The organism is Bremerella alba (assembly GCF_013618625.1).
Classification (GTDB): domain Bacteria; phylum Planctomycetota; class Planctomycetia; order Pirellulales; family Pirellulaceae; genus Bremerella; species Bremerella alba.
Genome location: NZ_JABRWO010000002.1, coordinates 248,253 through 261,993, shown reverse-complemented (window position 1 = coordinate 261,993; position 13,741 = coordinate 248,253). Strand labels below are relative to the sequence as shown.

Genomic DNA, 13,741 nt, shown 5'->3' with positions numbered 1-13,741 from the left:
TAGCCCCCGAGAAGAAGAGTGACCACGGACAGCACCGATGAACACCCATAAATAAAGTGATTCAGTGCCACTGCTGGTTCGTCCAACAGTGGCACCCTCTGAAAGCTACTTCTTCTTTTTCGCCTGACGGATCTTCGGCTGTTTGATGGCTTCTTTCTTCGCCTCGATCACCACGGGGATGTTCTTCGGCTTGGGAAGCAGCTTCCGTTCGACGATGCCCCAGAGGCTGGAAGTGATGAAGTAAAGACACAGGCCCGAAGGGACTTTAAAGAACATGACGCCCATGAAGACCATCATGACGGTCATGATTCGCTGCTGCATCGCCTGTTGTTCATCTTGCGGTGGCGGCATGAACAACTTTTGCTGCACCAAAAACAATGCCACGGTGATCAGCGGCAAGATATTGAGGTAAGGCCCCAAGCTCGGGAAACCGGTCGGACGCGAGAGGAACTCTGGCATCCAGTCGCCCCAGTACAGCAGTTGATCCGGAGCAGCCAAGTTCGAGCACCACGCCAGGCCGGGAATCAGCGGCGCTTGCCGCAGTTGGAAGTCGACCGCCAAAGCTCGGTAAAGCCCCAGGAAGATCGGCAACTGGATGAACATCATCAAGCAGCCACCTACCGGGTTGAACTTATGCTTCTTGAACAGGTCTTGCTGGGCTTTGAGACGACCTTCGGGGTCGTCCTTGTACTGGTCGCTGATGCGTTTAATTTCAGGTGCCAGGGCCTGTTGAATCTGCATGTTCTTGGCCTGCTTGCGGCTGATCGGGTGCATCGCACCACGAACCATCAGCGTCAGCACAATAATCGCCAAACCATAGTTATGCAGCACCGAGTGCAACGCATGCAGCACGATCAGCAAGACCGAGGAGACCGGGCTGAACCACCCGTAGTATTCAACTTTACCGAGCCCGTAGTGTGCCAGCACTTCCGTCTTCTTAGGACCGGCAAAGATACGGAACTTTTGGTTGACCATCTGGCCGCCGCCAATCGGATAGGCGCGGCTTTGCAGTGTGAACGTACAGTCGGTTTTCGGTTCGTACGATTCATTGATTGGGGCAATCGGTGCACCGGTAGCCTGGGCCAGGTCGATCGAGGTCGAGCTTTGCTCGTGATCTAAAAGCAGCGAGCTGTTGAAATACTGAGCATCAACGCCAGCGTACTTCGTCTTGATGTTGCTGTCCGAGTTGTACAGCGGCGTCTGCGGGTCGGCGCCTTCCTTCTGGGCCTGTTCAACGAGGTTGTAGACGGTGAATAACTTGTAATCGCTGCCGTCTTCCGATTCCCAAGTCACATCGCGGACGCCAGCGGTTCCGAAGCCGTGACTGATTTTGTGGGCATACCACCAACCTTCTAGCGGCAGCCCGGTAGGACCTAGCTGCTTGTAGGCAACGCTGAGTATGTCTTCCGAATCGTTATGAATTTCGAGGTCGTAGTCGATATGAAATCCATCCGCGTCGGTCATCTCGTCGGTGATCTTGGTCAGCTTGAATTTCTTGACCAGGCGAAGCTTCCGGTTATCGCCCAGTTGCTTCAGGTCGCTCGGGAAAATCGTGATCTCGAAGTGAACCTCGTTTTCTGAAATCTGTTTTGTCTGCCAGTTGCCGTGGATCAACGAAGGCAACCCTTTGATCTCGGCCAGGCTCTTGTATTGGGCAGAACCTTCACGAGCCGTCAGCGTACCAACCTGGGCGAGCGTCGTGAGATACGCCGGCGGGTGCACAAATTCCTGCGGTAGGCCATTGCCACCGGTGATGGTGGAAACGTCAGGCTTGATCACCTCGATCGGGTGTTTACGAAGGGCGACAGTAAAGGTGATCTTCTGGGGTTCTTCCCCTTCGGTCGCCGCCGCACGCTTAACGGTCACCTGGATTTCGCCGCGCGGTTTGGTACCCCGCATGACTTCTTGAAAGCTGTTGATATCGCTGATGGGCTGATCGTTGACGGCGACAATCGTGTCCCCGATTTTCAAGCCATTTTCAACGCCTTCGGTCGTGGCTACTGCCAGAGCAGCCGGCGTTCCGGGACCAATGACGTTGACTTTCACGCCGTTGCCGTCGGTCTCGTCGAATGCCAATTGACCGAGGTAGCCGCCGTCGTCGTCGTGCTCGTAGCTTTGATAGCTGGGGTTACTCAATTCAACGCGGTGAACCGAAGCCCCCTTCGAATCGAGCGTTACCAGCATGCGATATCCGTCTTCCGGATTAACCGAGCCAAGCGTGGCAAACTGACGGTCGTAGGCGACCTTGTCTTCTTCCACGGGAGGACCGTTCGCGTCCCCGGGGTTACCTTCCTTGGGTGCATTCGCGTCGGCATCGACCTCGACAATCTCTTCTCGGCCATCATCCGGTTTTTCTTCCGGCTGATTCATATTGCTCAAGAGGTTGAAAGTCAGCAGCAGCGAAGCGGCAAGAAAGATGAACGTAATGTGGCGCCGTTCCACGAGCGAAGGTCCTTGCGATGAATACCAAAAATGAAGCTACCCAATCACTCGGAAATGACAGGGGACGGGGACAACCTGCGGAAAGCCTGTTTCAAAGAGGTTGATTCCCTCCTTGTCCGCGCAGTGTCGGGGGTCAGCCAATCCGCCCTATTCTCACGTTTAAGTGCGGTCTTGGAAACGCCACTAGGCTTCTTCGCCGGCAGATACGCGACATTTGCCGAAAAACGGGCGAGTTAGGCAGTTTATTGCGAAAAGAAAATCGAGAACTGGGGCAGGTGATGCATCAAAAAGATGTGGTTCCCCGTTGAGAAGGGTTTACCAATCAACGGGTGGTTTGCCAATCAAACGGTTGATGGTTTTGCCGATTGATGGTTGGCCCAGAGATTCATCTCTGGGTCGGCACCGCCGACAAGCGGCTTATGGACTGGGCTGGAGTGAAAAAGGCGTCCGGCTACTGGGTTCCGGCTTGAATCACTAGCCGCTTGTGGCCTGCGGCCACCCAGAGATGAATCTCTGGGCCACCCTTGGCGACAGAGGTACTCTGCGAACAGAACGAACCTTGGTGGCAGGCATCCGCACACGAATCTCAAGCACCTTTAGAAGGCGAACTAGTGCCCTTCGTAGAGACGTTCTCCCTGGGAGTCGTCCAGTTCGTCGATGGCTCGGATTTTTTTTGCCACGGTATCGATCGAGTATTCAACGCGGCGGAACTCGACCGTTTTCTCGTCGACAATCACGTAGCAGCTACGCGAATCGCCGTCGCGTGGCTGGCCCACGCTTCCCACGTTGATCATCACTTTATCGCCGTTAAAGCGATAGGTGCTGTTCTCGAAATCGGTCGGGCTCATGAATTGGGCCGACTCGTAAAACACGCCAGGGACATGCGTGTGTCCTTGAAAACAAGCATTCGGAATCAGCGCGAAGATCTTTTCGAGCTTCTTCGGATTGTAAATGTCTTCCGGGAAAACATATTCACAGAGCGGATTTCGGGCCGATCCATGAACAAACAAACGCTGATCTTCGGAATGCGTTCGCGGCAAGCCACACAGGAAATGCCAACGACCAAGGGTCGAATCTTGGTCCTCGCCACTTTCAAGCTGTTTCCGGGTCCAGAAGATCGCTTGTTCGGCACCGTGGCTGAAACCTTCCGGGTCAAACAAAGCGGCCTGATCGTGGTTGCCCAAGATGCATAGGTCGAACGTGCGGACGATGTCGACGCATTCGCGCGGGTTCGGCCCATAGCCGACCACATCGCCCAGGCAATAAATACGCTCGACTTCTTGCGACTGGATATCTTTCAGAACGGCCTGAAGGGCATCGAGGTTGCCATGAATGTCGCTGACAACTGCTGTTTTCATCGTTGTCTCGATCTTGCTGAATGCTCGTTCGGCCAAGCAGTAGGGCCGAACATCGTTAGCGACCGTCTCGCAGCCGGTCACCTAGCATGTTGTCTAACTGAGGCGTGTCGTAGATCTTCTTGGCCGTAACCTCGGGATCGTATCCGACGCGACGGAACACGATCGATTCATCCGTGAGGATCACATAGCAGGCCCGCGGATCGCCATCGCGCGGCTGGCCGACACTGCCGACATTAAATAATGCCTTCTCGTCGCCAAAGCGGTACTCGTGATCGCACTCGTCCGGGCCAAAAAACTCTAGGCTCGGCGTAAACACGCCAGGTATATGCGTATGGCCTTGGAAACTGAACTGCTCGACGCGCTCGAACAGGTTTTCCATCTTCCGCTGGTTGTAAACGTCTTCGGGAAAGACGTACTCGTTTGTAGGATCACGCGGCGAACCATGCACATAAAGTCGATTCGGCTCGACGTGCGTTCGCGGAAGTTCCCCTAAGAAGTCCCACCGCTCGTTCACTGCGGCAGCGCCGCCCGACGAGTTATCGATCTGGTCACGTGTCCACAAAATAGCGCGGAACGCGACCGGATTGAAACCTTCTGGGTCAAACAAAGCGGCCTGGTCGTGGTTGCCTAAAAGGCACATAGCGCACTTGCGGCGCACCATGTCCAAGCAATCGACCGGGTTGGGGCCGTAGCCGATGACATCACCCAGGCAATAAATCTCGCTGATTCCTTGTTGGCGAATGTCGTCCAAGACCGCGTTCAAGGCTTCCAAGTTACCGTGGATGTCGCTGATGAGGGCACGTTTCACGCCCGACTACCTTTCCGATTTTCAAGGTCTGGAGTCGATCCCGCCGTCTGCAAGCAAAACATTCGGGTTTTGCCTGACAACGGGTCAGTTTCTAGGGAAGCCGTCGCAACCTGATATAGGATATAAATTTAGGTGGCAAGCGACCGGCGGTCAAGATAACCAAAAAACAATGGTGGCACCTCCCCCCATTTGCCCCAAAGTGCCTGCCAGCTCGATTGCCGGACCGTCATCAGGTAAGATCGGCGAAATCAACCTTCGGTCGCCAACCATTCCAATGCAATGGTACCCACGATAGGTTCCGTCTCAAAAACTTTGCTACGGAGCCTATTATGCAGGTAATCCGCATTTTTAAACCAAGAATGGTGCTGGTTTCCAGCCGGCGGCATGAAGGAATTGACGGTCCGAGGTCGAAAACCGGAAGATGTGGGTGCCCCAAAGATTCGTCCGTGGGCATCTGGCATGGCCGACTAGTGGCTCGTCAGCCAAGCTTGGGGTAAAAGGGTGACCTGCCACAGCTGTTTCGGCAGTAAATATTTGCCGCTTGTGACATCTGGCCATTCAGAAAATAATTTCTGAGTTTCCCACGGTAAGATAGACCGCCCGACCCATTCGATCCGTTCCACGAATCAGTTCAGGGATTCAACGCTTGAAGACGCTTGCTATCGATACCTCGACTCGGCAAAGCTCGCTCGCTTTGTTTATGGGCAGCGATTTGGTTGCCTCACAGTGGCTTGACCCCAGCTTGCAAACCACGCAGGCCATCACACCGCTTCTTCAGGAGCTTGTCGACGAGGTGGGTTGGAAGCCAGCTGAGCTACAGCTGGTGATCGTCGCCCAGGGGCCTGGTTCTTTTACGGGGCTTCGCATCGGCGTAATGACTGCCAAGACCATCGCTTACGTTTCAGGGGCAACGACCGTCGGCGTAAACACTTTGAGGGCCATTGCCCAGCGCTGCGACGACAACGTCTCGCGCTTGCACGTGGTCATGGACGCCCAGCGGAAGCAACTCTTTCACGCCGCCTACGACCGTAACGACAATGGCAATTACGTCGAGGTGCAGTCGACGCAAATCGTGGATGATCAAGCATTTTTGGCCTCGTTGAGCCCCGGCGAATCGATTACCGGACCTGGCCTGAAAAACAAGCTCGCCTATCTCCCGGAAGGGGTGCGAGTCGTCGACGAAAACGAATGGGCTCCTACCGCCCAGGCCGTCGGCCGCGTCGGCATCGTCGACTTCCTAGCAGGCAGATTCGACGATTTCTGGTCCTTGAGCCCCAACTACTACCGGAAAAGCGCCGCAGAAGAAAAGCTGGAAAGCGAAACCCCTTAGAACCGCATCTGCTTAAAGCCAAGGGAAGATCCAACCAAGCACCGGTTGGCCCAGAGATTCATCTCTGGGTCGGCATCGCCGACAAGCGGCTCATGGACCTGGTTTGAATGAAAAGGGCGTCCGGCCATTGGTTTCCAGCACGCAACATTAGCCGCTTGTGACCTTCGGCCACCCAGAGATAAAACTCTGGGCCACCCCTTGGAACCGCATCTGCTTAAAGCCAAGGGAAGATCTAACCAGGCACCGGTTGGCCCAGAGATTCATCTCTGGGTCGGCATCGCCGACAAGCGGCTCATGGACCCGGCTCGAATGAAAAAGGCGTCCGGCCACTGGTATCCAGCACGCAACACTAGCCGCTTGTGACCTTCGGCCACCCAGAGATAAAACTCTGGGCCACCCCTTGGAAATTTGATCCCAGCAAAGAGCAGGCTTACCACCCCTAATAGGTTGATTACTTCTTCAACGCAGCGAGTGATTGTTTCGCGGCTTCAATTGTCTTGGTAATATCTGCGTCGGTATGGGCTGCCGAGATAAACAGTGCTTCGTATTGGCTACACGGCAAGTAGACGCCCCGTTCGATCATCTCCCAGAAAAACTTCCCGTAGCGGGCCGTGTCGCACTTCGCGGCGTCGTCCCAGCAGCGGACCGGTTCGTTGTGGAAGAAGAGAGTCAGCATGCTGCCCACCCGCGCGGTGACCGTCGGCACGTCTGCTTCGGCTGCGGCGGCTTTGAAACCCTCTTCCAACGTTTTGGTTCGCGCGTCGAGCTTGGGGTATGGATCGGTCTCTTTCAACGTTTTCAACGTCGCAATCCCAGCTGCGGTTGCCAAGGGGTTGCCGCTTAGTGTGCCTGCCTGAAAGACTTCGCCGGCTGGCAAAATGTGCCCCATGATATCGGCCCGGCCGCCATAAGCCCCGATCGGCAGCCCGCCACCGACAATCTTGCCGAGCGTCGTCAGGTCCGGCGTAATGCCGTACAACTGCTGAGCTCCGCCCATCGCGACGCGGAAGCCGGTCATCACTTCGTCCATGATCATCACGGCGCCGTAATGCGTGCAGTGTTCGCGGATCTTTTCCAGGAAGCCTGGCATAGGTGGCACGCAGCCCATGTTGCCGACGACCGGCTCGAAGATCACCCCGGCGATCGCGTCGGGGTGTTGCTCGAAGAGTTGGTCGAGCGCAGCAATATCGTTGTACGGCAAGACAATCGTGTCTTCGGCGGTGCCCGGCGTTACGCCTGGCGAGTTCGGTACGCCCAGCGTGGCCGCCGCGCTTCCGGCCGCCACCAACAGGCTATCGACGTGCCCGTGATAGTTGCCGCTGAATTTGACAATCTTGTTTCGTCCGGTGAAACCACGCGCCAGGCGAATGGCGCTCATGGTTGCTTCGGTGCCGCTATTAACCAGGCGGACTTGTTCGACTGAAGGGACCAACTCGATAATCAGTTCGGCCAGCCCGTTCTCGCGTTCGGTCGGAGCCCCAAAGCTGGTCCCCTGATCGACCGCCGCATGCAACGCCTCGCGGACCGCCGGGTGTAAATGCCCCAAAATCATCGGTCCCCACGACCCGATATAGTCGATGTATTGGTTGCCATCGACATCAAACAGGTACGCCCCTTCGCCGCGCTCAAATACGATTGGCTCGCCCCCCACAGCCCCAAAGGCCCGAGCCGGCGAATTCACCCCACCCGGCATCAAATGCTTGGCTCGAGCAAAAATTTCGTGGCTCTTAGTGCGCGACATGGCTTGGTTCCTGTGGCTGAAGTCCTTGGGGGTTTGGGTGTCCCTATGTTTTAGCAGAGAGAAGGGGCGGGGGATAACGGGTAAGAAAGAAACGATTTGCCAGAATGGCACAGAGGGGAGATCAGCGGCACCAGGTACCATGCCCACGACTTGATGGGCATGGCTGATCTCTAAGTCGAGTTTAAAAACCCGCCAAGGTAAACCACCTTGGCTATTTCGACTTCAGCTCGAAGTCAATCGAGTTGCTGCCGGATTCGACTTGGGCGGTTAACTCCGACTTTAGGTTGTATTTGGCCGGAATTGTTTCTTTGCTTGCCACGACCAATGGTTGATCCCCTTCGCCGCCACCGGAACTTTCGGCTGATGTGATGCGAACCTGATGCTTCCCTAAGAGGGCACCATCTCGGTTGGCGGTGTAGATCAGTTCATAGTTTCCATTGGCGTCGGTAAAGCCCACCGAGGGACGTCCGTCGACCGGTTCAAAGTTCACGATGGCATTTCCGACAGGATTGCCATCGAGCGTGACGACGCCAGATACGTAACCCGTTTCTGGGCCTGGCGGCTTAGAGCAGCCCATGGTCAGTGCAGCCAACACAAGCAGAATAAGGCTAGACGTTCGTGCGTAAGATTTCAAAAGTTCTTGGCAAATGGCGTTCAAGTGTTACAGTCTCCGAGTCAGGCGCGAAACGCAGTCGTCTGCGTCCGGCGATGTGAGCTAAGTCATTTCTGGGAAGGGCCGACATCGTTCACTTTAGATGCCGGCACGGGGCCTCAGATTGGGCAAAGATTAATACTCGCCGATCACGTTTCCGTCGGCCATGTTGCCGAGATAATCCATGATCGTATCGGTTTCTCCACTGATATTGCTGGCAGTGGTTTCCGGAAGGAAGCGAACCGAGCCATCCGCCATGCAGATCTGGACTCCGCCGGGGTGCTGACTACTTAAGCCAGACTCGTCCATTTTCGGATAGCTGTCGGCATGTTGCCAAATCTTGTTCGGCGAGAAATAAGTGGTTAGCAGAATTCTGCACGCCCCTTGATCGGCCATGCCCCCGCGGTCTCGGTGAGCCGGACCGCCACCATCATAGTCGCGAGCCGCGAACAATTCCCCGGCTAGATAGTCGGTCGTGCCAATGCGATAACAGCGTTCGCCCACCATCGCGGTGTTGCTGGTTCCGTCGGTGATATCACGCATTCGTGTGTCGCTGTCTCGATAGAACATGCCGGTCGCCCCGGTAGTACCATTGCCGAAGTTCGTTGCCTGGTGCGCACGAATTAAAGCCGAGCTATTGATGCCGAGGTAGTTGGACAGCGAGTGGCCCAAGTTGGTCGACCCGCTATTTTCAATGCAGCAGCCGGCACACTCGGTCGTGCTGCTGAAGTCGGGGCCGGTGTCCGAAGGGCAACGGAATGCGTCGTAGCGTGCCTGCATGATCTCTTGATACGTATCCATGGCGACGGAAGGGGAGGTTGGGCCGACGTCCAGAATGTCGTGCACATTTCCCATTTCCAAGAATGGAAGAATCAACGCGGCCCACGACCAATGTCCCTTGTTGTCTTCCACGTCAGCCCGGTCGCTGATGTCGATATAGCCAGAAGGGAACGAGCCGAACGTGTCGTGATAGTTGTGCAGAGAGAGGCCCAACTGCTTGAGGTTGTTCGAGCATTGCATGCGGCGGGCAGCCTCACGAGCCTGCTGCACGGCCGGCAGCAATAACGCAATCAAGACGCCAATAATGGCGATCACAACCAACAGTTCAACCAACGTAAAGCCATTTCTGGCACGGCGGGGTTCATGGGGCGACATAAGAAACTTGCCTAAAAGGGAATGATGATGGAGGGGGGAATGAGGGAATGTCCGGCTGATTTTCCGGGAAAGGAAAAAGTGAATTTTTATCACATAAAAATAATCGATCACCACTTCCTGCTTTACGAGCGACCCGAATCGGGAAATCCAGCTCTCAAACAGCGCATCGTGGGACAATGCCTCGTTAAGAATTCGTACGGTTCATTGCAAGCTTACTATGACAAATCAGAAAAAAAGGGGGAATTTAGAAGATCCCCCAGGTTGGCAGGGCAATTTAGTCAAATTGCTAGGGGGTGCATCGCAACCCAAAAGAACTGTGCCCCGGATCTCAGAACCCAAACCGTTCCATGCCACAATTTCGAGTTGGGGTCATCGTCGTCCAAGGGCATCAGTGGCGGAACGGCATAACGATGCCCATGCGGATTTGGCACCCTTTTCTTTTCCAGGCCGGTTCACGTTCCTGCTCAAAAAAATGATTTTCGCGCTTTACATAGGCGCACCCTGTGTGGTATACATAAGTACATCACGGGGACGCTTCCCCAAATGTCGTTTCTTTACCTCGGTCTCTCTTCTCTTGAAACCGAGATTCATGCCCACGCCGTCTTCGGCTAGGGAACCCTTAATTGTTAGTCGTATTGCCATGTTCCAAGCCAACGCACAACCTGATCTGAGTGGATCGTTCTCGACCGAGAATGCTCCGCAGGGGGTGCTGCGCGCTGGTCAAACCTTGGCGTGCTTGGCCTGTGGGACGATGGTCGAAGTACCGGCCCAGGTGGTCGGGCGGAAGGTGATTCTGGTCGATCATTCGCGACGCGATGAGCCGGACGGCTCAGCCGTTGCCCAGGAAGTACCGGGTTGGACCGAGTCGCCGCAGGCCGGTGATTCTCAGGCTGAACCATCGAGGCCGGGGCTGCTGGCCTCGGACGTTTCTCCTCGCCATTGCGATGGTGGGGAGGGGGCTTCTGCTGGCACCACGCAGGCCGAATTGGTCTCGGGCGAAGCTTCGCCAGGCGTGGCTATTTCGCCAGAGACCCCGCCGCTGCGGACGAAACGCCGGAAACAACCTTCGCAGGTCGGTCCCCAGCGTAGGCGTATCGACGGGCTCCAGGTTCCTGCAGCCGACGAAATGGAACGCGCGTTTGCGTGGGTTTCGTTTCACCTCAAATTGCTCGGCCTGCAAGGCAGCCAAATGAAGCGGCTGCAAAAGGTGCTTAAGCGGCGTCAGCGGCAGGCACGGCTTGTGCCGGAAACGCTTCACGCCAGTGAAGACCAGTCCGGCAGCATGGTGAAGAAGAAGCCAATGCCGATGCTGAAACCGGTCGGTCAACCGGTACGCACCGGGCGCAGCCATGCCCACGTTGACGTGAGTATGACGCCTGATCGCACGCGCCGCGAAGCCGAAGGGCATGCCCCTGCGGACGCGAGCATACCGAGTGCGAAGGTAGCGCCGGGGGCGAAGATCGCAAGAGAACGCGGGCCCCCATGAGATCTCGGCGCCCCCTTTGTCCCCTCTCCCTTGCCGGGAGAGGGCTAGGGTGAGTGCCTTTATGCAGCGATATCCGATAAGCATCGTCTGTTGAAGTTCTGTGTCGATCGGAACTTTGATCGCGCGTGCGCTTCCTAGATGCAAACTTCCCACAAACCCGTCCCCTTTCCTTCGCAGACATTGGAAAGGGGACGGGTTTGTGCTGCGCAGTGGTGAACGGGCTTCGGTAGCTTCGACTAGACCTCGCTGAGATCGAGTTCCAACGGATGTCCGTGGAGCCAAAGCTGTTCGAGCCAGGTCATGCTTTCGGCGACCGAGCTTTTGCATTCGGAGATGGCGCTTTGCCAGTGTTCGATCGCAGGGCGGACGATGACGTAGTTAAGCGTGCTGTGGATCAAGATCATGTCGGCGACCGTTTCCAGTTGCTGGTCGTCGAGCGTGTACTCTTCGCGGTAGCCTTGAACGAGGAGGGCCAGGCACTTGCCGGCTGTTTTCGGCGAAGCGTCCGGCACGCTGATGCTGGGGAAGTAATAACGAGCAAACAGAAGCGTGGCGAAATCCATCGTTCGCCAGCCGTAGCAGCCGAGGTCGAAATCGATGATCTCGATCTTGCCGGCGTCGACCAGGAAATTGCCAGCGTGCAGATCGCGATGCACCAGGCCGTAATGCCGTGGCTGCGCCGGTCGCTGGCGGATGTTGTTGAGAAAGGCCTGCATGATTTCGACGACTTCCCGGTTGTATGCCGACGGCAGGGGATCGGGGAAGGTGGTCTCGTCGATTTCGTACCACTGCTTGCGGTCCTTATCCGGCGGCAGCTGGAAGGCGTCGGACATGCGATGGATACGACCAATTTGGCGACCCAGGTCGAGCAGAAGGTCGTCGTTCCACTGGTCGGTCGAGGTCTTCTCGAGATGCTTGCCGGGGAAACGCTCGAAGCAGGCCACGTGCAAGACGGCGTCGTCGAGCTCGATGGTTTCCAACAGTTCGTCACGACGAGACGCGATTGGGTTGGTTACCGTGCAGCCGTTTTTCCGCAGATGGGCTAGCCACAGCAGCTCGCCTGAAAGTTCGGCCCGAGTGCGTACGGCCCCGTTGGAAATCCGCACGATGACCGGGGCCCCGTCACGGGTTTCGCTGCCATAGACATGATTGATGCCATCGCGAATGAGCGAGGTCTTTTCGAGGACCAGGCCCCAGTGATCGACGCACTGGTCTAGCGCGTAATGATAAGCAGAGGAATCATCGACAGGTAAATGATTGGGGTCCAAGGTTCAGTCCTGGGTCGACAGTGAAGATGGCCAGCGATGGGTTGGCCCCGATCATAAGGAACTGCCAGCCGTGCGAAAAGGTTTTGATGTCCGTTACGGCAGAAAGATAGGAGAGAGCCAATAGGTTTGGAAGAATGGGCCGGTTTGGTAAGCGGTTGGCATAAACTTGGCTATCAGGATACTTTCGCAGCGGTTAGAATCCTTGCTTCTCATTTCCGGGCATCGGCTCGATCGAGTTTCGATTTCGTACCGTCGTAATCCACAAGATTCAATCTTGGGCGACGATTGCGGGGGAGGATCCCCTTTTTAAATGGCATTGGAGTGCCCATGGCCAGCGTGTCGCGTTTGACTTTGCGTCAGGAAAAGCCGCCTGGTGCTGTTCCGTCGAAAATCTGGTGGCCGTATGTCCTCGGAATTGGCGGGATGCATATGCTGGCGCTATTGGCTTTCTGGCCGTGGCTGTTTAGCTGGTCAGGGGTGGCCTCGGTGCTGATCGGACATCACCTGTTTGGCATGCTGGGATTGACGGTGGGGTACCATCGTTTGTTAACGCATCGAAGTTTTCAATGCCCGCGTTGGCTGGAACATACCTTTGCCGTGCTGGGCGTGTGCTGTTTGCAGGATACGCCGGCCCGCTGGGTCGCCACGCATCGGCTGCATCATCAACACTCGGACCAAACCCACGACCCGCATAGCCCGCTGGTCAATTTCATGTGGGGGCAGATGGGCTGGCTGATGGTGACCAACCGAGACGTCGCGCGGCTCTCGCACTTGGAACGATATGCGAAGGACTTAATGCGTGATCCGTTTTATATGTGGTTAGAACGATCGCAGCGCTGGACGATTGTTTTCATGGCCCACGTTGTGGTGATCTTCGCCATCGGAGCATTCATCGGTTGGCTGAGCGGCGGTCCGGCCGAGGTTTGGCGAATGGGATTGAGCCTGCTTGTGTGGGGCGTGGCCGTGCGGACAGTCTTTGTATGGCATGTCACGTGGGCGGTAAACTCGCTGACGCACATGTGGGGTTACCAAACTTATTCAACCAGCGACAACAGCCGCAATAACTGGCTGGTCGGCCTTTTGTCGCACGGCGAAGGATGGCACAACAACCACCATGCCTTGCCTACTGCCGCAGCCCACGGGCGAAGGTGGTGGGAACTCGATTTGTCGTACCGCTTGATCTGCTTGTTGGAACGCGTGGGCTTGGCGTGGAACGTCTCGCGACCAGAAGCTCGAAGCGAGCGAATATTAGCGCCGGAGAATGCCCGGTAGTTGTTGATGTGAAGAAATGCTAACACACCAAAAACGATGGACTTGCTGGCCGCAGCGGCCATCGTGCTGGGAAGGTTTCTCGGGCAGTGAGTCACGTCCATTGCCACTTTCCTGCAAGTTGGCGACACCCCCACCATTTGTAGTATAGGCTTCTGGTGGCCTAAGTATTTCGCCTGTTGCTAGGGCGGTCGGGTCGTTGTCTTCCGACTTTCTTCACAACGGAGCCTAT

The 13,741-nt window shown here is 56.1% G+C and carries 10 protein-coding genes; 3 read left to right on the top strand and 7 right to left on the bottom strand.

Going from position 1 to position 13,741, the window contains the following annotated elements; translation table 11 throughout:
• Window positions 1-105: 105 nt before the first annotated feature.
• The 3 genes from HOV93_RS04235 to HOV93_RS04225 form a co-directional block, all read right to left on the bottom strand.
• On the bottom strand, window positions 106-2,442 hold the full coding sequence (locus tag HOV93_RS04235) for a YidC/Oxa1 family insertase periplasmic-domain containing protein (protein ID WP_207395219.1): 2,337 nt from the start codon (window positions 2,440-2,442) through the stop codon (window positions 106-108).
• A gap of 608 nt (window positions 2,443-3,050) precedes the next feature.
• Complete coding sequence (locus tag HOV93_RS04230) at window positions 3,051-3,800, bottom strand: metallophosphoesterase family protein (RefSeq protein ID WP_207395218.1); 750 nt, start codon at window positions 3,798-3,800, stop codon at window positions 3,051-3,053.
• Window positions 3,801-3,855: 55 nt separating this feature from the next.
• Window positions 3,856-4,608: a metallophosphoesterase family protein gene (locus HOV93_RS04225; RefSeq protein ID WP_207395217.1), complete on the bottom strand. Its 753-nt coding sequence runs from the start codon at window positions 4,606-4,608 to the stop codon at window positions 3,856-3,858.
• A 646-nt stretch (window positions 4,609-5,254) separates the two neighbouring features.
• Here HOV93_RS04225 and tsaB point away from each other — a divergent pair.
• Window positions 5,255-5,938, top strand: a complete 684-nt coding sequence (gene tsaB, locus HOV93_RS04220; RefSeq protein WP_207395216.1) for a tRNA (adenosine(37)-N6)-threonylcarbamoyltransferase complex dimerization subunit type 1 TsaB — start codon at window positions 5,255-5,257, stop codon at window positions 5,936-5,938.
• Between the two features lie 451 nt (window positions 5,939-6,389).
• Here tsaB and hemL read toward each other — a convergent pair whose 3' ends face one another.
• The 3 genes from hemL to HOV93_RS04205 form a co-directional block, all read right to left on the bottom strand.
• Window positions 6,390-7,679 carry a glutamate-1-semialdehyde 2,1-aminomutase gene (gene hemL / locus HOV93_RS04215; protein ID WP_207395215.1) on the bottom strand — a complete coding sequence of 430 codons (1,290 nt, stop codon included), beginning with the start codon at window positions 7,677-7,679 and terminating at the stop codon, window positions 6,390-6,392.
• Window positions 7,680-7,890: 211 nt separating this feature from the next.
• Window positions 7,891-8,313 carry a carboxypeptidase regulatory-like domain-containing protein gene (locus HOV93_RS04210; RefSeq protein ID WP_207395214.1) on the bottom strand — a complete coding sequence of 141 codons (423 nt, stop codon included), beginning with the start codon at window positions 8,311-8,313 and terminating at the stop codon, window positions 7,891-7,893.
• Window positions 8,314-8,466: 153 nt separating this feature from the next.
• On the bottom strand, window positions 8,467-9,486 hold the full coding sequence (locus HOV93_RS04205) for a DUF1559 domain-containing protein (protein ID WP_207395213.1): 1,020 nt from the start codon (window positions 9,484-9,486) through the stop codon (window positions 8,467-8,469).
• Window positions 9,487-10,126: 640 nt separating this feature from the next.
• On the opposite strand from HOV93_RS04205, the gene HOV93_RS04200 reads away from it, so the two are divergent.
• Complete coding sequence (locus HOV93_RS04200; RefSeq protein WP_207395212.1) at window positions 10,127-10,972, top strand: hypothetical protein; 846 nt, start codon at window positions 10,127-10,129, stop codon at window positions 10,970-10,972.
• 236 nt (window positions 10,973-11,208) lie between these two features.
• On the opposite strand, the gene HOV93_RS04195 is transcribed toward HOV93_RS04200, so the two are convergent.
• Window positions 11,209-12,240, bottom strand: coding sequence for a phosphotransferase enzyme family protein (locus HOV93_RS04195; protein WP_207395211.1), 1,032 nt, complete (start codon window positions 12,238-12,240; stop codon window positions 11,209-11,211).
• 327 nt (window positions 12,241-12,567) lie between these two features.
• Here HOV93_RS04195 and HOV93_RS04190 point away from each other — a divergent pair, with 327 nt between their 5' ends.
• A complete protein-coding gene (locus tag HOV93_RS04190) occupies window positions 12,568-13,512 on the top strand; it encodes an acyl-CoA desaturase (protein ID WP_207395210.1) in 945 nt (314 codons plus the stop codon).
• Window positions 13,513-13,741: the final 229 nt, after the last annotated feature.